Source organism: Zestomonas carbonaria (assembly GCF_904061905.1).
Taxonomy (GTDB): domain Bacteria; phylum Pseudomonadota; class Gammaproteobacteria; order Pseudomonadales; family Pseudomonadaceae; genus Aquipseudomonas; species Aquipseudomonas carbonaria.
On sequence record NZ_CAJFCI010000030.1, the window covers coordinates 1 to 17,870 of the forward strand.

Below are 17,870 nucleotides of genomic sequence, written 5' to 3' on the forward strand. Positions count from 1 at the left end.
GGAGAGGGGACTGGTCCGGGTGAGACGTGGCATCCATTCAGGATCTGAACCTATTCAGCAATAGATAGCTTGCAGGAGCAGCACGAGGCGTCGAGCAAACGGCTCCCCTCTCCCCCCCGGGAGAGGGGACTGGTCCGGGTGAGACGTGGCATCCATTCAGGATCTGAACCTATTCAGCAATAGATAGCTTGCAGGAGCAGCACGAGGCGTCGAGCAAATGACTCCCCTCTCCCCCCTGGGAGAGGGGCCGGGGGTGAGGGGCGGAGGTTCCCCCTACCCCGAGAACTGGCCAACACGCCACCCACACCAAGGAGGCCCACATGCTTTCCAAGATTGCCATCATCGGTGCCGGCGCCATGGGCCGGGGTATCGCCCAGTTGTTCGCCACTGCCGGCCACCAGGTCTGGCTCCACGACACCCGCGCCGAGGCCATCGAACAGGCCCTGGCCTTCAACCGCGAACTGCTCGAACGCAGCGTCGCCAAGGGCCGCCTGAGCCCCGACGAACTGGCCGCCACCCTGGCGCGCATGCGGCCGGCCCACAGCCTCGCCGAGCTGGCCCACTGCGAACTGGTGATCGAAGCGGTGGTCGAGCGCCTGGACGTCAAGCAGGCGCTGTTCGTCGAGCTGGAAAGCCTGGTCGCGGCGGACACCATTCTCGCCAGCAACACCTCGTCGCTGTCGGTGACCCGCATCGCCAGCGCCTGCCAGCGGCCCGAGCGGGTCGCCGGCTTCCACTTCTTCAACCCGGTGCCGCTGATGAAACTGGTCGAGGTGGTGCGCGGCGAACGCACCGACCCGGCGGTGATCCGGCGCCTGGTGGACCTGGCCGAACACGCCGGACACTTCGCGGCCATCACCCCGGACACCCCCGGCTTCCTGGTCAACCATGCCGGCCGCGCCTACGCCACCGAGGCACAGCGCATCCTCGCCGAAGGCATCGCCACGCCGGCGCAGATAGACCGCATCCTGCGCGACGGCCCGGGCTTCCCCATGGGCCCGTTCGAGCTGGCCGACCTGACCGGCCTGGACATCTCCCACGCGGTGATGGAATCGATCTTCGAGCAGTACTACCAGGACCCGCGCTACACGCCGTCCAACCTCGCCGCCCAGCGCGTCGCCGCCGGCCTGCTCGGCCGCAAGAGCGGCGAGGGCTACTACCGCTACGTCGACGGCAAGCCCCAACGCGAACCGGAGCCGGCCCACGAGGCACAGCTCATCGACCGGCCGTTCTGGCTGGACAGCGACGACGACGCGCTGCGCACCAGCTTGCGCCAGGTACTGGCCGCCGCCGGCGCCAAGCTGGAAGAGGGCGCCCACCCCTCGGCCAGCGCCATCTGCCTGGTCACCCCGCTGGGCGAGGACGCCAGCGCCGCGATCCACCGCCTCGGCCTGCCGGCCGAACGCAGCCTGGCCCTGGAAACCTTCTGCGACTTCGGCAAACGCCGCGTGCTGATGCGCCAGCCGGCCCTCGACCCGGCGCTGCTGGCCCAGGCGCGCCAGGCCCTGGGCGCCGACGGTGTGCCGGTGGAAGTGATCAACGACTCGCCCGGCTTCATCAGCCAGCGCGTCGTCGCCAGCATCGTCAACCTCGGTTGCGAAATCGCCCAGCGGTGCATCGCCGACCCGCACACCCTGGAGCGCGCCATCCCCCTGGCGCTCGGCTACCCGATGGGGCCACTGGGCTTCGGCGAACGCTATGGCGCCGCGCGCATCCTCACCATCCTGCAGAACCTGCAAGCCTGCTACGGCGGCGAGCCACGCTACCGCCCCAGCCCCTGGCTGCGCCGCCGTGTGCAACTCGGCCTGCCGCTGACCACCCCGGAGGAATGACACCATGCCCGATGCCTACATCCATGCCGGCCCGCGCACTCCGTCAAGCCGCCCGGACGACCTGGCGATGGTCATCGAGCAAGTCTGAGGGCATGGCGATGGGCGTTTCCCGACAAGCCGCGCCAGCCGACGGCGGGCATACCTACGAGCTGATCCGCCGCTCGGCGTTCTGGCTGATCGGCCAGCGCGGCTTCGAGGCCATGAGCATGCGCCAGTTGGCGGAAACCGTCGGCATCCAGGCCGGCAGCCTGTACCGCTACTTCCCCAGCAAGCACAGCCTGCTGTTCGAGCTGATCTGCGAGTACTACGAGGACCTGCTGGCCTCCTGGCAGGAAACCCGGCCGCGAAGCGCCACGGTCGAAGCGGAGCTCGCCGCCTTCGTCGATCATCATCTCGACTGGCACAGGCAGCGCAGGGGGCAGGGCGCGCTGATCGATCCCGGCGAAGCGCGCAGCCTGGAAGACAGCGAACGCGCCCGGGTGCGGCAGCTCGGCCAGGGCTACGCCGGAGAACTGCGCCGGATCATCGACGACGGCGTACGCCAGGGCAGCTTCCGCGCCGACGATCCCGCCTTGCTGGGCCAGGCGATCCTCGCCCTGCTGGACGCCGCCTGGCGCGAGCAGACGAACGTCGGGAGCCACGCCCACTACCGCGCCCTGGCCCTCAAGCTGCTGCGCTGATCCCGCTAGCTGCGACACTTGCGAATTGCCGGGCCTACGAAAGCAGCGCGTAGCGATCACAATCGAGGGTGTGATCCATCACCATCCCGCTGGCCTGCATGAAGGCGTAGCAGATGGTCGGCCCGACGAAGGTGAAACCGGCCTTCTTCAGCGCCTTGCTCATCGCCTCGGCCTCGGGCGTGACCGCCGGTATGTCGCCGCGCCCGGTGAAGCGGTTGATCTTCGGCCGGCCGTCGACGAACGACCAGAGCAGCTCCACCGGGTCGTCCTGGCGCAACCAGGCCTGGGCGTTCCTGCGCGCGGCCTGGAGCTTCAGGCGGTTGCGGATGATGCCCGGGTCCTGCATCAGCACTTCGATCTCCTCATCGGTCAGGCTCGCCAGGCGGACCGGATCGAAACCGTGCAGCACACGTCGATAGTGCTCACGCTTCTTCAGCACGGTGAACCAGGACAACCCGGCCTGGAAACCCTCCAGCAGCAGCAACTCGAACAGCGCGCGCGGATCGCGCAACGGCACGCCCCATTCCTCGTCGTGATAGGCGATGTACAGGGGATCGTCGGAACACCAGAAACAGCGGGGCATGGCAGTTCAACCTGGCAGGGGAGACCAGGCGACTATACACCGGATAACTGTATAAAAAACCAGTCATCCGGCTTATGGCATCAAGCCGATGCTCAGAACTGCCCGCGCAACGACAAAGAGGACATTCAGTCTCAACTCAACGGATTCAGGGGCGCCTCCGCAATGCCACACGGCGGAGCGCCCGGCCTTGCTGGGTTCGCACGGAGGCGTTCGGGTATACTGCCGAGCTTTATGCTTAGCCTCTGACCGGTGAAATTCGTGAGCCAGACCAATCCTGCCGTGCGCACCTTTCAAGACCTGATCCTAGCCCTGCAACAGTATTGGGCGGAGCAGGGCTGCGTGGTATTGCAGCCCTATGACATGGAAGTCGGCGCCGGTACTTTCCACACCGCCACTTTCCTGCGCGCCATCGGCCCGGAAACCTGGAACGCCGCCTATGTGCAGCCGAGCCGCCGTCCCGCCGACGGTCGCTATGGCGAGAACCCCAACCGCCTGCAGCACTACTACCAGTTCCAGGTGGTCCTCAAGCCGAACCCGGAGAACTTCCAGGAACTCTACCTGGGCTCGCTGAAAGCCATCGGCATCGACCCGCTGGTCCACGACATCCGCTTCGTCGAGGACAACTGGGAATCGCCGACCCTCGGCGCCTGGGGCCTGGGCTGGGAGATATGGCTGAACGGCATGGAAGTCACCCAGTTCACCTACTTCCAGCAGGTCGGCGGCATCGAGTGCTACCCGGTGACCGGCGAGATCACCTACGGCCTGGAACGCCTGGCCATGTACCTGCAGGGCGTCGACTCGGTCTACGACCTGATCTGGACCGACGGCCCGTTCGGCACCGTGACCTACGGCGACGTGTTCCACCAGAACGAAGTGGAGCAGTCCACCTACAACTTCGAACACGCCAACGTGCCGAAGCTGTTCGAGCTGTTCGACTTCTACGAGTCCGAGGCCAACCGGCTGATCGAGCTGGAGCTGCCGCTGCCGACCTACGAAATGGTCCTCAAGGCCTCGCACACCTTCAACCTGCTGGACGCCCGCCGCGCCATCTCGGTGACCGAGCGCCAGCGCTACATCCTGCGCGTGCGCACCCTGGCCCGCGCCGTGGCGCAGAGCTACCTGAACGCCCGCGCCAAGCTCGGCTTCCCCATGGCCACCCCCGAACTGCGTGATGAAGTACTGGCCAAGCTGAAGGAGGCCGCGGAATGAGTGCACAAGATTTTCTCGTCGAACTGGGTACCGAAGAACTGCCGCCGAAGGCCCTGAAGAGCCTCGGCGAAGCCTTCCGCAGCGGTATCGAGAACGGCCTCAAGGCCGCCGGCCTGGGCTATGCCAAGGCCCAGGTATTCGCCGCGCCGCGCCGCCTGGCCGTGCTGGTCGAGCAGCTTGAACAGCAGCAGGCCGACCGCAGCCTCAACCTCGACGGCCCGCCGGTGCAGGCCGCCTTCGACGCCGACGGCAATCCCACCCAGGCGGCGCTGGGCTTCGCCAAGAAGTGCGGCGTCGACCTGGCCCAGATCGACCGCAGCGGCCCGAAACTGAAATTCAGCCGCAGCATCCCCGGCCAGCCGACCGTCGACCTGCTGCCAGGCATCGTCGAGGCCTCGTTGAACGAACTGCCAATCCCGAAGCGCATGCGCTGGGCGGCGCGCCGCGAAGAATTCGTGCGTCCCACCCAGTGGCTGGTGATGCTGTTCGGCGATGACGTCATCGACTGCGAGATCCTCGCCCAGAAAGCCGGCCGCGAATCCCGTGGCCACCGCTTCCACAACCCGGACCAAGTGCGCATCAGCAAGCCTTCCACCTACCTGGAAGACCTGCGCAGTGCCCACGTACTGGCCGACTTCGCCGAACGCCGCGCACTGATCGAGCAGCGCGTCGCCGAGCTGGCGGCGGCCGAGCAGGGCAGCGCCATCGTCCCGCCGGCGTTGCTCGACGAAGTCACCGCGCTGGTGGAGTGGCCGGTGCCGCTGGTGTGCAGCTTCGAGGAACGTTTCCTCGCCGTGCCCCAGGAAGCGCTGATCTCCACCATGCAGGACAACCAGAAGTACTTCTGCCTGCTGGACGGCGAGGGCAAGCTGCTGCCGCGCTTCATCACCGTCGCCAACCTGGAGAGCCGCGACCCGGCGCAGATCGTCGCCGGTAACGAGAAGGTGGTTCGCCCGCGCCTCACCGACGCCGAATTCTTCTTCAAGCAGGACAAGAAGCAGAAGCTGGAAAGCTTCAACCAGCGCCTGGCCAACGTGGTCTTCCAGGCCCAGCTCGGCAGCGTGTTCGACAAGGCCCAGCGCGTCTCCTTCCTGGCCGCCTTCATCGCCGAGCGCATCGGCGGCGACGCCAAGCGCGCCGCGCGTGCCGGCCTGCTCTCCAAGTGCGACCTGGCCACCGAGATGGTCGGCGAGTTCCCGGAGATGCAGGGCATCGCCGGCTACTACTACGCGCTCAACGACGGCGAACCGGAAGACGTCGCCCTGGCCCTCAACGAGCAGTACATGCCGCGCGGTGCCGGCGCCGAGCTGCCGGCCACCCTGACCGGTGCGGCGGTGGCCATCGCCGACAAGCTCGATACCCTGGTCGGCATCTTCGGCATCGGCATGCTGCCCACCGGCAGCAAGGACCCCTACGCGCTGCGCCGCGCCGCCCTGGGCGTGCTGCGCATCCTCATCGAGAAGCAGCTCGACCTCGACATCCCCGAGACGATCGCCTTCGCCGTCCAGCAGTACGGCACCAAGGTCAAGGCTGCCGGCCTCGCCGAACAAGTGCAGGAATTCGTCTTCGACCGCCTGCGCGCACGCTACGAGGACGAGGGCATCGAAGTCGCCGTCTACCAGGCGGTGCGCGCGGTCAACCCCGGCTCGCCGCTGGACTTCGACCAGCGCGTGCAGGCCGTGCAGGCCTTCCGCAAGCTGCCCGAGGCCGAGTCCCTGGCCGCCGCCAACAAGCGCGTCTCCAACCTGCTCGGCAAGGCCGAAGGCGAGGTGGCCGCGAGCATCGAGGCACACTACTTCGAGACGCCCACCGAGTTCTCCCTGAACGCGGCGATCCAGCAGGCCGACCAGGCCGTGCAACCGCTGGCCGCGGCTCGCCAGTACACCGAGGCGCTGGCTCGCCTGGCCGCCCTGCGCGAGCCGGTGGACAGCTTCTTCGAAGCGGTGCTGGTCAACGCCGAAAACCCGCGGGTGCGCGCCAACCGCTATGCGCTGCTGGCCAAGCTGCGCGGGCTGTTCCTCGGCGTGGCCGATATCTCCGTGCTGGGTTGACGCAGCGACAAGCTGCAAGCCACGAGCCGCAAGCGAGCGGCCGTGACTTGCGGCTTGAGGCGCTTGAGGCTTGCCGCTTTGAAATTGATCATTCTCGACCGCGATGGAGTCATCAATCACGACTCCGACGCCTATATCAAATCGCTGGACGAGTGGATTCCCATCCCCGGTTCCATCGACGCCATCGCACGCCTGAGCAAGGCTGGCTGGACCGTGGCGGTGGCCACCAACCAGTCCGGCATCGCACGCGGCTACTACGACCTGGCGACCCTCGAAGCCATGCACGCCCGACTGCGCCAACTGGTGGCGGAGCAGGGCGGAGAGCTCGGCCTGATCGTCCATTGCCCGCACGGCCCGGACGACGGTTGCGATTGCCGCAAGCCCAGGCCCGGCATGCTCCACCAGATCGCCGCCCACTACGGCGTCGCGCTGCATGGGGTATGGTTCGTCGGCGACAGTAGCGGTGACCTGGAAGCCGCGCTGGCCGTCGACTGTCAGCCCGTGCTGGTGAAGACCGGAAAAGGCGGACGTACCCTGGGCAAGCCACTGCCGGACGGTATCCTGATTTTCGATGATCTGGCGGCCGTCGCCGACCAGTTGACACTAGAGGACTAGACGACAGTGCAGGCCATCAGAACCTTTTTCTTCTACCTGCTGCTGTCGCTCAGCGCGCTGGTCTGGTGCCTGATCGGCATGCTCTGCCTGCCGCTGCTCACCAGCTACCGTGCCCGCTACCGCTTCATCGTCCAGAACTGGTGCCGCTTCGCCGTCGGCCTGGCCAGGGTGATGGTCGGCCTGCGCTACGAGGTCAGCGGCAGCGAGAACATCCCCGAGCAGCCCTGCGTGATCCTCGCCAAGCACCAGAGCACCTGGGAAACCTTCTTCCTCTCCGGCTACTTCGAGCCGCTGTCCCAGGTTCTCAAGCGCGAGCTGCTCTACGTGCCGTTCTTCGGCTGGGCGATGGCCCTGCTCAAGCCCATTGCCATCGATCGCGACAACCCCAAGGCCGCCCTCAAGCAGGTGGCCCAGAAGGGACATCAGCGCCTCCAGGAAGGCTGCTGGGTGCTGATCTTCCCGGAAGGCACCCGCGTACCGGTCGACCAGATCGGCAAGTTTTCCCGCAGCGGCGCAGCCCTGGCGGTGAACTCCAACCTCCCGGTCCTGCCGATCGCCCACAACGCCGGCCTGTTCTGGCCGAAGGAAGGCTGGGCCAAGTTCCCCGGCACCATCCAGGTGAAGATCGGCCCGGCGATGTACGCGAAAGGCGAGGGCCCGCGCGCGGTCGCCGAACTCAACGACCGCGCCTTCGCCTGGGTCGCACAGGCACAGGCTCAAATTTCAGGTAATGTATCGCTACCCGCCGACGCGAAAGCCAAGCCGAGCGTCTGAGAAGACATCTGAAAAGACGGGCCGGTGCAGGAAGCATCCGGCTTCAAGCGGTTAGGGTTGCAAGCAACCCGCAGGCAAAGAAAGGGACTTCGAAATGCCATCGATCTATCAGCTCAAGCCTCGCTTTCAGGCTCTGCTCCGACCTGGCGCCCAGTATTTGCACCAGCATGGCGTAACCGCCAACCAGGTCACCTTGGCCGCCGCTGTCCTGTCCGTATCCATCGGTCTGCTGCTGGCCTGGGCCAGCCATATTGCCTGGCTGTTCGCCCTTGTTCCCTTGTGGATGATACTGCGCATGGCTTTCAACGCCATCGACGGCATACTCGCACGCGAATTCGGCCAGCAGACGACCCTGGGGGCCTACCTCAACGAGTTGTGCGACCTCATCGCCGACAGCACCCTCTACCTGCCTTTCGCCCTGCTGCCCGGTGTCTCGCCGATGCTGGTGGTATCGACGGTATTGCTCTCCACGCTCAGCGAATACGCCGGCGTGATGGGGCCGCTGGTCGGCGCATCCCGCCGCTATGACGGCCCGATGGGCAAGAGCGACCGCGCCTTCGTCTTCGGACTGCTCGGCGCCGGTGTCGCCACTGGCTGGTTCGACGCTGCCTGGATCAACGGCCTGCTGGTCCTGGTAGTTCTGCTCTTGCTGGCCACCCTGTACAACCGCGTACGCCAAGGAGTCACCGAAGCGGCCCGACAACCCTCCGACGAATAAGGATATTCACCATGCGCCAAGCTCTATCGCACACCTTCACCACCCATGACGGCGCCGAGCTGCACTACAAGCATTGGCCCGCCAGCCAGAGCAACAGCCAACCCCGCCGCGCAGTGGTGATGTTCCATCGTGGCCATGAACACGGTGGGCGTATGGCTCATCTGGTCGACGAACTCGACCTGCCCAGCTACGACTTCTTCGCCTGGGATGCCCGGGGTCACGGCCAATCGCCGGGGGAACGGGGAGACAGCCCTGGTTTCGCCACCAGCGTGCGTGATGTACAGACCTTCATCGAGCACATCGCGGTCCAACACGACATTTGCGAGCAGGACATGGCCATCCTGGCGCAAAGCGTCGGTGCCGTACTCGTGGCCACCTGGGCCCATGACTACGCCCCCAAGGTACGGTGCCTGGTACTCGCCTCACCCGCCTTCGAGGTCAAGCTCTACGTGCCTTTCGCCCGTACCGGGCTGAAATTGATGCGGGCCTGGCGCGGCAATTTCTTCGTCAACAGCTACGTCAAGGCGCGACTGCTCAGCCACGATCCACCGCGTGTTGCCTCTTACGAGAGCGATCCCCTGATCAGTCGACCAATCTCGGTGAACATGCTGCTCGGCCTGTACGACGCGGCCAACCGTGTGGTGACCGACGCACACGTCATCCAGGTGCCTACCCAGTTGTTGATTTCAGGTGCCGACTTCGTCGTCCGACGCGCCCCCCAGATCCGCTTCTTCGAACGGCTCGGCACTCTCCGCAAGGAATGCCACATACTGCCCGGTTTCTTCCACGATACCCTCGGCGAGCGTGACCGGGCCCATGCTCTGATCCGCGCCCGACGCTTCATCGAACAGTGTTTCAAGGAAGCGCCGCAGCGCCCCTCGCTGCTCGATTCCGACCGGCTGGGCACCAGTTGTGCCGAAGCCGAGAGCCTTGTCATGCCGTTGCCGAAGTACTCCCCGAACGCTCTGTACTGGCGTGCCACCCGCACCGCCCTACGTCTCGGCAAGGGCCTGTCGGAAGGCATCCGCCTGGGTTTCGAGACCGGTTTCGACTCCGGCAGTACTCTCGACTACGTGTACCGCAACCACCCCACCGGTAAAGGCCCCATAGGCCGCCTGGTCGACGCCAACTACCTGAACGCGATTGGCTGGCGTGGCATCCGCCAACGCAAGCTGCACGTCGAGGAACTACTGCGCCAGGCCATGACCCGGCTGCGCGAACAGAACCGGCCGGTGCGTATCGTCGATATCGCCGCCGGGCATGGCCGCTATATCCTGGAAGCCCTCGAAGGGCTCGACGAACGCCCCGAATCCATCCTGTTGCGCGACTACAGCGACATCAATGTGCGCGATGGCAAAGCATTGATCGAACAGAAAGGACTGACCGAGATCGCTCGCTTCGTCCAAGGTGATGCCTTCGACCAGGAAGATCTTGCCCGGCTCGATCCCAAGCCCTCACTGGCGGTGGTATCCGGACTCTATGAACTGTTCTCCAGCAACGACATGGTCGGTCATTCGCTGGCAGGGCTGGCGGCGGCCGTGGAAGAAGGCGGCTACCTGATCTACACCGGCCAGCCCTGGCATCCGCAACTGGAGATGATCGCTCGCGCCCTGACCAGCCACCGCGACGGCCAGGCATGGGTCATGCGTCGCCGTAGCCAGGCGGAAATGGATCAATTGGTGGAAGCGGCCGGTTTCCGCAAGTTGGCACAGCGTATCGATGAATGGGGAATTTTCAGCGTCAGCTTGGCACAGCGGGTTTCCTGACAATGGCACAGCGCACAACATGGCTGATAGGACGCGGCCTGCTCTGGCTGTTGCTGCTCGGCCCTCTGTTCTTCGCCAGCTACGGCTTCTCCAACTGGCTCGCCACACAGCGGGACGACGTTTCCAGTCTGGTATTCGAGTGGGAAAACGAGATTCCCTTGTGGCCATGGACCATCCTTCCCTATTGGTCGATCGATCTTCTCTACGGCCTGTCCTTCCTGTTGCCCACTACCCGGCATGAGATGGATCGCCATGCCTTTCGGCTGGCCAGTGCCCAGCTCATCTGCGTCACCTGTTTCCTGCTCTGGCCTTTGCGCTTCACTTTCGAGCGTCCCGAACTAGAGGGTGTGTTCGGCTGGCTGTTCGAGGTGTTGATGGGCTTTGACAAGCCCTTCAATCAAGCACCTTCACTACACATAACCCTACTGGTGATCATTTGGGCTCTGTTCGCCCGACACATACGGGGGCGTTACCTGCGGCTGGCCATGCACCTCTGGATGGCCCTGATCGGCCTGTCGGTACTGACCACCTGGCAACATCACTTCATCGATGTGCCCACTGGAGTGCTGGCGGGTTGGCTATGTGTATGGCTCTGGCCCCTGGAGGGAGACGCTCCCTTGCGGAAAATGCGCCTGGCACGCGATCCAAAGCGCTGGCGCTTGGCGTTGTACTACATCCTGGGTGCCGCCGGTTTTGCAGCCCTGGCCTCACTGGGTGGAAACTGGCTGTGGTGCTTCTGGCCTTGCACGTCGCTGCTGCTGGTGGCGCTCAACTATGCGCTGTTCAACGCCGAAGGCTTCCAGAAGAAGGCCGACGGCCGTCTGTCCAGCGCGGCGACCTGGTTGCTCGTCCCCTACCTGGCCGCGGCCTGGCTCAATTCCCGCCTGTGGACACACCGACATCCGCAGGCCGATGAGATTCGCGACGGCGTATACCTGGGCCGCCTCCCAGACAGGAAGCAAGCCGAAAGCTTCGCGGCCATAGTCGACCTCTGTGCCGAGCTGCCGATAACCACGCGCCCCGACCAGTACTACCGAGGCCTGCCAAGTCTGGACTTGGTTACCCCCGATCCTGAGTGGTGCCGTCAGGCCGCCATAGCGATAGAGCAAGCCCGCGGCCAGGGGCCCGTCCTGGTCTGCTGTGCCCTGGGATATTCACGTAGCGCCATCGCAGTCGCTGCGTGGCTGCTGCATAGCGGACACTGCCGGACAGTCCGGCAAGCCTGGGAACGAATTCGCCGGGCACGTCCAAGGATAGTGCTGCATTCGGCCCACCTTCGCACCTTGGAAGGCCTTGCCCATGAGCACTGACCCGGACCTCACGCTGGCTGCCAGCCTGCTCAGGCGTGGCCATAATCTCGAACGGACGTCGGATGGCATCAGCCTGTTGGCCCTGGCCTATGGCCTGGCGCCACTCGCCGGCGCACCGGCAAGCCCGACCGCCGCGTTTCTCTGCGGCCTGCTGCTGGTTTGCGGTCTGGCCCAGAAATACTGGGCCGTACGCGTCACATTGGATGCCGAACTGTTCGCCATGCTCGCCAAGGACACCGAGCAACTGGCACAACGTACCCGCGCACTCGATGCCTCGCTGGGCAGACTCGGCCTCAAACCGGTATCCGCCGACGAGCGCGGTTGGCCGGACCGTATCTCTGGCGCCTTACGCCTGTTGCGCTACCAGGCGATTTTCCTGGCCGCTCAAACCATCCTGGCGATTGCCGGCCTGCTTACCATGCCCTGGATTCATCTCATCGGATGAGGAAACGTCGATGCTAGCCTCCTTGACCGCCTTCATCATCACTTCCGCCGCACGTTTGCTCACCGGCGCCCGAGCCTTGTGGCTTGGCTGCACTGCCGACCCAAGGCAACGCGTGTACTATGCCAACCACAGCAGTCATGGCGATTTCATCCTGCTCTGGGCCTCACTACCGCCCGAGCTTCGTCGCCGCACACGCCCGGTAGCCGGAGTCGACTACTGGCAAAAACCCGGTATCCGCAGCTTCCTGATCAACCGAGTGTTCAATGGCGTGCTGATCGATCGGCAACGGACCGGTAGCGCCACCAACCTGCTACAACCGCTGATCGATGCCATCGATCACGGCGACTCGCTGATCATTTTCCCTGAAGGCACCCGCAACCTGACCGACGAACCGCTGCTGCCGTTCAAGAGCGGTCTCTATCACCTGATGCAAGCCCGCCCGACGGTCGAGTTGATCCCCGTATGGATAGACAACCTCAATCGGGTCATGCCCAAAGGACGTGCGCTGCCATTACCACTGCTCTGCACCTTGAGCTTTGGCGAACCACTGCAATGGCAGGAAGAGGAGGACAAGGAAGCCTTTCTGGAGCGAGCACGCAACGCTCTGTTAACCCTGTCGCAGGAGAAAGCGCAAAATGGATAGCAACACCCTACTGCTGTTCGGCGGCATAGGTGGCCTGCTCCTGTTCGCTACAGTGGTCGGTCGGTTGCTCAAATGGCGATCCGAGCCGGGTCCTAACGCCGTAATCGATAATCTCAACGCCCGAATCGATGCCTGGTGGATGATGGTGCTGGTGATCGGCCTGGCCTTTCTGTTCGGTAAGGTCGGCGTAATCCTGCTTTTCTACTTCGTGTCCTTCTATGCGCTACGCGAATTCCTCACCCTGGCCCCGACACGGCGCAGTGACTACCCCGCACTGGTGGCGGCATTCTATTTCGCGCTGCCGATGCAGTATCTGTTGATCGCTCTGGAATGGTACGGCCTGTTCAGCATCTTCATCCCGGTCTATCTATTCCTGCTGCTGCCTATCCTGTCCAGTCTGGGCGGCGACACCACGCGCTTTCTCGAACGCACGTCAAAGGTACAGTGGGGCCTGATGATCACCGTCTACTGCGTATCGGCCGTTCCCGCTCTGATGACCCTGAACATCCCCAGCTATGAAGAACGCAACCTGCTGCTCATCGCTTGGCTGATCCTGGTGGTGCAAATCTCCGACGTCCTGCAATACGTCTGCGGCAAACTGTTCGGCAAACACAAGGTCGCCCCCAACCTGTCGCCGTCAAAAACGGTGGAAGGTCTGGTAGGGGGTGTGACACTGGCCACTCTGATCGGAGCCTGCCTTTTCTGGATTACCCCCTTCGACTTCTGGCAGGCAGCACTGATGGCTCTACTGGTCAATCTTCTTGGTTTCGCGGGTGGACTGGTCATGTCGGCAATCAAACGCGACCGAGGAGTGAAGGACTGGGGTCACATGATAGAAGGCCACGGCGGCATGCTCGACCGTATCGACTCGGTATGCTTTGCCGCCCCGATCTTCTTTCATTTCGTTCGTTACTGGTGGATTTGAAATCACTTCAACCGCTTCAGATAGGGTGAATCCAGCTCATTGAAACAGCGCACGATGCGCTCGTGATCGACAGCCGGAAACGCCTTCCCGGTCTGCACCACCAGCACCGCCGGCTTCACCCGGCCCGAACGAATCATCCGCTGCATATAGGCACGGATTTCCTCGTCGCTGACCGTCATCGGCTGCTCCCGCTCATCCATCAACATCTCTCCCGTTCATCGCTCCGCCGACTATACGCCCATGAAAAAGCCCCGGCGCGAAGGCCGGGGCTTTGGTTTGACGCAGAGGCGGAAAATATCGACGGGCGATAAACGTGGCATTCACCAGCCTATAAAAATCAATGACTTATGCGAAAAATGGGCGCCGTTATTGGCATGATTGAGCCACATAAAGTGGCATTTTCCGTCGAAATGACCGGAATAAATGGCATTTTCCGTATGCCCTGCATTCCGGGCACTACAAGCCTGAAAAAGCGTGGCCTCCACATCAGGAGCATGCTGGGCTGAGCGGATTGCCAAAGTGTCAATTGAGGCAGCGTAACGGGGTTCCTGGCTTTTCGGAATCCCCATCCGTCGCAGGTTTCAAGGCCTTTTCAGTCCTGCGACAGAAGCTCCATTGAGCTGGATGAATCAGCAAATTCATAGCCCATTGCCTTGTAGCCAGCCTGGCGCTTGCTCCACATACGCAACAAGGCTGGATGCCCGGAGTCGATGAAATCGATGATACGGACGTCCCCCTTATCTGAATGCTCCCGATGTAGGCGACCTGCATACTGCTGGAGGGTGCCCTTCCAGGAAACCGGCATCGCCAGTACCAAAGTATCCAGCGCAGGATGATCGAACCCCTCACCGACCAGTTTCCCAGTGGCCAGGATCACCCTGGGTGCATCGGGTGGCAGCGCTTCCAGCTCGCCGATTAGCGCAGTACGTTGCTTCTTGGACATCCGCCCATGCAGGGTAAACAGGCTTTCGACTCGCCCAGCCAGCCTCTCCTCAATGGAACTGAGGTGATCCGTTCGCTCCGTCAGCAGCAGAATCTTTCTCCCCTGCCCAAAAGCGGCTTCGACCTCAGCCACAATCTTGTCTGTCCGCTCCGTATCGCTGCACACCTGTAAGAAGACATCCTGGATGCCAGCGCCTTCTGGCATGAGGATAGAACGGGGCAACCACCTAGGGATCACCGTCAACTCAGCAGGCGCACTCTCAGGCCGTGATGCGGTATGCCGAATCGGCCCGCACTGCATGAAAATAATCGGCTGTTGGCCATCGCGCCGGATGGGCGTTGCGGTCAGCCCCAGCACATATCTCGCAGGGGTAGCCTTGAGAAGGGCCTCAAAGGAGAACGCCGACAGGTGATGGCATTCATCTACGATAATTTGCCCGTAGTTCTTTACCTGTTCGCTGACCTCACCTTGCCGCGATAGCGACTGCATGACCGCCACATCTATGATGCCGGTCGGCTTGGCCTTACCACCACCGATGCTACCAACTGTCTTCTTGTCAGCCCCCAGAAACGCCTGCAACCTTTCCTTCCACTGCTGGAGCAGTTCCGTTCGGTGAACCAGCACCAGCGTGTTCACGCCACGCTGAGCAATCAGGGCAGCAGCAGTGACAGTTTTGCCGAATGCAGTCGGAGCGCAGAGGATGCCGGTGTCGTGCCCCAGCATACCCGCCAGTGCAGCCTCCTGATCCGAACGTAGCTTTCCCACAAAGCGGACATCGATGGGCTCCCCAGCGAAGCGCTCATCATGCAGCACCAGTTCTACCTTGTTTTCATCCAACAGCGCCTGGACGTTATCCAGGCATCCGCGCGGCAGGGCAATATGCTGCGGATAGTTTTCGGCACATCCGATGACCCGGGGCTTGTTCCACACAGGAAGGCGCATGGCCTGAGCTTTGTAGAACTCCGGATTCTGAAATGCCGCCAGCCGAATGAGCTTGTTGACCAAAGGTTGGGGCAGCTCGGACTTGCTGAAATAGATCTGGTTGGCCAGGGTCACGCTTACCGACGCTGGTAACGAACAGGTCAGTTTCTGAGTCTTTTCCGGTGTGCGCTGCCAGGGTTTCGCGCTTTCATCATCTGTTAGGTCAGCGACACCCAACGGATGGCGACCGCCACTGGCTCGCAGCGTAGCCGGTGCAATGTCCCTCGCCGGCATAGGTTGGACACTGGCCAGAAATGCCCACTGATCGGGATAGGGCACCAGCTTCTCATCGACAAAAACACTGCCGCCCCGAGCGCGAGCCCGCTTCTGCAAGGGCAAGGCGATCAAATTGCCAAAACCGCCCTTCGGCATGCTGTCCTGATTAGGAAACAGCCGATCATAGGATCCTAGCGTCAACTGCCGAGTACGTTCACAGGTATGGCTGATGATCGCAGAGCCGAGTAGGCGTGCCTCAGACGCAAGAACACTGTGCTCGAAGAATATCCAGGCATGTGCACCGTTACCGGAGCGAGAAACCTCCACCGCGACCGGTACGCCCAATTCGCGACATGACTGGGCGAACGCCATGACATCTTCACGCCAGTCGGCCTCGTCAAAGTCCACAGCCAGGAAGTAACAGGTGTCATCCGGCAGCAGTGGGTAAACACCGACGACAATCTCTCCGGCCAAATGCTTGTAGAGCACCTGGTCGGTCAGTGGCAGCAACTGCCGGTACGAGCAATCGCCGCACTTGATCCTGGGCTTCTCACAGACGCCTGGACGCCATTCATTTGCACAAGCAGGTGAGTAGCCGGACTTCCCTGCCTTGCTTTCCCATCGCAAGGGAAAGACATCAGCACGTCCCCGGAACAGACGCTTGAACAGTGCCAGCTTCTCATTGGTATCCAGAACCGGGACTAGCGGTGGCAGCGCAACAGCCAGTTCAGGCTCTGGCAGCTCAGCCGGTAGCCGCCACTCGACGCCATGCGCGTCCAGCAATGCGATCAGACGAGCATTCTCAGCCCGCAGTTGCTCAATCACTCATCGCATCGAAACCAGACTCTGTATGACGCAGGCAGCGCGTTATTTGAGCCGCTCAGCGGCCTTGCGGTAAGCCTGCTCACGGTCACGTCGATCCACCGCGACGACAAACACCACCACCTCATGGTCGATCACCTGATAGACCAGGCGATAACCACTGCTACGCAGTTTGATCTTGTAGCAGTCGGGTAGTGAGTGAAGGCGATTCGCCTCGACGCGCGGATTGACCAGCACCTCCGCGAGCTTTTTCTTGAGCTGCTCGCGGACGGTATCCCCCAGCTTGTGCCACTCCTTCAGTGCCCGTGCATCGAATTCGAGGCTATAGGTCATCCAGCGAAACCTTCACGCGCTGCGGAGCAGCAAGGCGTTCACGCACCGTGGCAATCAGAGCCTCATCTTCCTCGGTCATCAGAACCGGACGGAAAGGCAGCTGACCCCGCTCAGCCACATATTGCAGGGCTTGGCGCATCAGCTCAGAAGGGGTGACGCCAAGCTTTTCCAGCTCTCGGTAAGCCCGGACTTTCAGCTCGTCGTCGATGCGGATATTGATCGAAGCCATGAGCACGGCCTCCACGTAAAGACATTCGTCATTACGATGACACTCTTGCGATTTTTTGGCAACCGCTCGATCACGATTGACGGGCATGAGGCTGATACCTGCCACCGTGCTGCTCAGGAATTTATTAACAAACCTGTTAAGAGAATCTCGACCCACTCTGCCGATTGAAATTGACCCAGGCACACAGGGAACCGGGGGGCGCAACTAGGCAGATAGGTTCCACCTGTGCGAGGTGGTCAACAGGACCACTGATGAGCCTGTTGCCCCTGTTCATTTACTTCGACTTCGCTGGTGGGTAGTTACCGCGACCACCTCCCGATTTGTTCCCCATGGTACTGGGCAAATTGGGGACGACCGGGCGAGGGGTCGGTTTGGGCGTCTGGCCGGTAGGGCTTTTAGGCTGCTTACTCATATCCACCTCCAGAATTAATAGGCCGCTACGTCGTCTTTGCATGCACCCTCAACACGGCATGCGCACTTGAACTCCACGTGGCACGCGTGATCTTTGCAGCGCATGGCTTGAGCTTCGCTGCCACCGTCCGGATACGCGCCAAAGTGTTTCTCATACAGCGCCACGGTTGAACAAAGGCGGGCGCTCTTCAACTCCTGATAGTCGTCCTTGCCGTAGATTCCGAAGTAGGGGTAGTGGTCAATGAAGCGACCAAAGACCTGCTGGCAGTCCTCACATAGAGTGGTGGGCTCATTGAGCTGAACGCATGACCCAGACTTATGTTTAAGGCCTCAGTCTGAATTTGAGCACTGTCGAGTAGGGAAGCACGATGAGCCTTTACGAAA

At 62.5% G+C, this 17,870-nt stretch carries 17 protein-coding genes; 12 read left to right on the forward strand and 5 right to left on the reverse strand.

What is annotated here, in order from left to right; translation table 11 throughout:
• The first annotated feature begins 320 nt into the window (after nt 1-320).
• The gene (locus tag PSEWESI4_RS06735; protein WP_187670425.1) at nt 321-1,832 is read left to right on the forward strand and encodes a 3-hydroxyacyl-CoA dehydrogenase; all 1,512 of its coding nucleotides are present in this window, start codon (nt 321-323) and stop codon (nt 1,830-1,832) included.
• A 98-nt stretch (nt 1,833-1,930) separates the two neighbouring features.
• Nucleotides 1,931-2,512, forward strand: coding sequence for a TetR/AcrR family transcriptional regulator (locus PSEWESI4_RS06740; protein WP_187670426.1), 582 nt, complete (start codon nt 1,931-1,933; stop codon nt 2,510-2,512).
• A 34-nt stretch (nt 2,513-2,546) separates the two neighbouring features.
• On the opposite strand, the gene PSEWESI4_RS06745 is transcribed toward PSEWESI4_RS06740, so the two are convergent.
• Nucleotides 2,547-3,095 (reverse strand): DNA-3-methyladenine glycosylase I, encoded by a 549-nt coding sequence (locus PSEWESI4_RS06745; protein WP_187670427.1) that lies wholly within the window; start codon nt 3,093-3,095, stop codon nt 2,547-2,549.
• A gap of 258 nt (nt 3,096-3,353) precedes the next feature.
• On the opposite strand from PSEWESI4_RS06745, the gene glyQ reads away from it, so the two are divergent.
• The 10 genes from glyQ to PSEWESI4_RS06795 all read left to right on the forward strand — a co-directional run bounded on the left by glyQ (nt 3,354) and on the right by PSEWESI4_RS06795 (nt 13,551).
• Nucleotides 3,354-4,304 (forward strand): glycine--tRNA ligase subunit alpha, encoded by a 951-nt coding sequence (gene glyQ, locus PSEWESI4_RS06750; RefSeq protein ID WP_187670428.1) that lies wholly within the window; start codon nt 3,354-3,356, stop codon nt 4,302-4,304.
• Nucleotides 4,301-6,355, forward strand: coding sequence for a glycine--tRNA ligase subunit beta (gene glyS, locus PSEWESI4_RS06755; RefSeq protein ID WP_187670429.1), 2,055 nt, complete (start codon nt 4,301-4,303; stop codon nt 6,353-6,355). Before glyQ ends, glyS begins: the two co-directional genes overlap by 4 nt.
• 78 nt (nt 6,356-6,433) lie before the next feature.
• Nucleotides 6,434-6,970 (forward strand): D-glycero-beta-D-manno-heptose 1,7-bisphosphate 7-phosphatase, encoded by a 537-nt coding sequence (gmhB, locus tag PSEWESI4_RS06760; RefSeq protein WP_187670430.1) that lies wholly within the window; start codon nt 6,434-6,436, stop codon nt 6,968-6,970.
• A 6-nt stretch (nt 6,971-6,976) separates the two neighbouring features.
• Nucleotides 6,977-7,744: a lysophospholipid acyltransferase family protein gene (locus PSEWESI4_RS06765; protein WP_187670431.1), complete on the forward strand. Its 768-nt coding sequence runs from the start codon at nt 6,977-6,979 to the stop codon at nt 7,742-7,744.
• A 94-nt stretch (nt 7,745-7,838) separates the two neighbouring features.
• Entirely contained in the window at nt 7,839-8,462 is a 624-nt protein-coding gene (locus tag PSEWESI4_RS06770; RefSeq protein WP_187670432.1) for a CDP-alcohol phosphatidyltransferase family protein, read from the forward strand.
• Between the two features lie 11 nt (nt 8,463-8,473).
• Nucleotides 8,474-10,228: a bifunctional alpha/beta hydrolase/class I SAM-dependent methyltransferase gene (locus tag PSEWESI4_RS06775; RefSeq protein WP_187670433.1), complete on the forward strand. Its 1,755-nt coding sequence runs from the start codon at nt 8,474-8,476 to the stop codon at nt 10,226-10,228.
• 2 nt (nt 10,229-10,230) lie between these two features.
• A complete protein-coding gene (locus tag PSEWESI4_RS06780) occupies nt 10,231-11,538 on the forward strand; it encodes a phosphatase PAP2/dual specificity phosphatase family protein (RefSeq protein ID WP_235978885.1) in 1,308 nt (435 codons plus the stop codon).
• Nucleotides 11,528-11,983: a hypothetical protein gene (locus PSEWESI4_RS06785; RefSeq protein WP_187670435.1), complete on the forward strand. Its 456-nt coding sequence runs from the start codon at nt 11,528-11,530 to the stop codon at nt 11,981-11,983. The genes PSEWESI4_RS06780 and PSEWESI4_RS06785 overlap by 11 nt, the downstream gene beginning before the upstream one ends.
• 10 nt (nt 11,984-11,993) lie before the next feature.
• Nucleotides 11,994-12,626 carry a lysophospholipid acyltransferase family protein gene (locus PSEWESI4_RS06790; RefSeq protein ID WP_187670436.1) on the forward strand — a complete coding sequence of 211 codons (633 nt, stop codon included), beginning with the start codon at nt 11,994-11,996 and terminating at the stop codon, nt 12,624-12,626.
• Nucleotides 12,619-13,551: a phosphatidate cytidylyltransferase gene (locus PSEWESI4_RS06795; protein ID WP_187670437.1), complete on the forward strand. Its 933-nt coding sequence runs from the start codon at nt 12,619-12,621 to the stop codon at nt 13,549-13,551. The genes PSEWESI4_RS06790 and PSEWESI4_RS06795 overlap by 8 nt, the downstream gene beginning before the upstream one ends.
• Before the next feature lie 2 nt (nt 13,552-13,553).
• Here PSEWESI4_RS06795 and PSEWESI4_RS06800 read toward each other — a convergent pair whose 3' ends face one another.
• The 4 genes from PSEWESI4_RS06800 to PSEWESI4_RS06815 form a co-directional block, all read right to left on the reverse strand.
• Nucleotides 13,554-13,757, reverse strand: a complete 204-nt coding sequence (locus tag PSEWESI4_RS06800) for a hypothetical protein (protein ID WP_187670438.1) — start codon at nt 13,755-13,757, stop codon at nt 13,554-13,556.
• A gap of 386 nt (nt 13,758-14,143) precedes the next feature.
• Complete coding sequence (locus tag PSEWESI4_RS06805) at nt 14,144-16,516, reverse strand: TOTE conflict system archaeo-eukaryotic primase domain-containing protein (RefSeq protein ID WP_235978886.1); 2,373 nt, start codon at nt 16,514-16,516, stop codon at nt 14,144-14,146.
• Nucleotides 16,517-16,558: 42 nt separating this feature from the next.
• Nucleotides 16,559-16,846: a type II toxin-antitoxin system RelE family toxin gene (locus PSEWESI4_RS06810; RefSeq protein WP_125897923.1), complete on the reverse strand. Its 288-nt coding sequence runs from the start codon at nt 16,844-16,846 to the stop codon at nt 16,559-16,561.
• Complete coding sequence (locus PSEWESI4_RS06815; protein ID WP_084314717.1) at nt 16,836-17,075, reverse strand: type II toxin-antitoxin system RelB/DinJ family antitoxin; 240 nt, start codon at nt 17,073-17,075, stop codon at nt 16,836-16,838. The genes PSEWESI4_RS06810 and PSEWESI4_RS06815 overlap by 11 nt, the downstream gene beginning before the upstream one ends.
• Between the last annotated feature and the right edge of the window lie 795 nt (nt 17,076-17,870).

Excerpts from the sequence above, each read along its gene's own strand:
- PSEWESI4_RS06735 (WP_187670425.1), top strand. The coding sequence starts at position 321 with ATGCTTTCCAAGATTGCCATCATCGGTGCCGGCGCCATGGGCCGGGGT.
- PSEWESI4_RS06740 (WP_187670426.1), top strand. The coding sequence starts at position 1,931 with ATGGGCGTTTCCCGACAAGCCGCGCCAGCCGACGGCGGGCATACCTAC.
- PSEWESI4_RS06745 (WP_187670427.1), bottom strand. The coding sequence starts at position 3,095 with ATGCCCCGCTGTTTCTGGTGTTCCGACGATCCCCTGTACATCGCCTAT.
- glyS (WP_187670429.1), top strand. The coding sequence starts at position 4,301 with ATGAGTGCACAAGATTTTCTCGTCGAACTGGGTACCGAAGAACTGCCG.
- PSEWESI4_RS06770 (WP_187670432.1), top strand. The coding sequence starts at position 7,839 with ATGCCATCGATCTATCAGCTCAAGCCTCGCTTTCAGGCTCTGCTCCGA.
- PSEWESI4_RS06775 (WP_187670433.1), top strand. The coding sequence starts at position 8,474 with ATGCGCCAAGCTCTATCGCACACCTTCACCACCCATGACGGCGCCGAG.
- PSEWESI4_RS06780 (WP_235978885.1), top strand. The coding sequence starts at position 10,231 with ATGGCACAGCGCACAACATGGCTGATAGGACGCGGCCTGCTCTGGCTG.
- PSEWESI4_RS06785 (WP_187670435.1), top strand. The coding sequence starts at position 11,528 with ATGAGCACTGACCCGGACCTCACGCTGGCTGCCAGCCTGCTCAGGCGT.
- PSEWESI4_RS06790 (WP_187670436.1), top strand. The coding sequence starts at position 11,994 with ATGCTAGCCTCCTTGACCGCCTTCATCATCACTTCCGCCGCACGTTTG.
- PSEWESI4_RS06795 (WP_187670437.1), top strand. The coding sequence starts at position 12,619 with ATGGATAGCAACACCCTACTGCTGTTCGGCGGCATAGGTGGCCTGCTC.
- PSEWESI4_RS06800 (WP_187670438.1), bottom strand. The coding sequence starts at position 13,757 with ATGTTGATGGATGAGCGGGAGCAGCCGATGACGGTCAGCGACGAGGAA.
- PSEWESI4_RS06810 (WP_125897923.1), bottom strand. The coding sequence starts at position 16,846 with ATGACCTATAGCCTCGAATTCGATGCACGGGCACTGAAGGAGTGGCAC.
- PSEWESI4_RS06815 (WP_084314717.1), bottom strand. The coding sequence starts at position 17,075 with ATGGCTTCGATCAATATCCGCATCGACGACGAGCTGAAAGTCCGGGCT.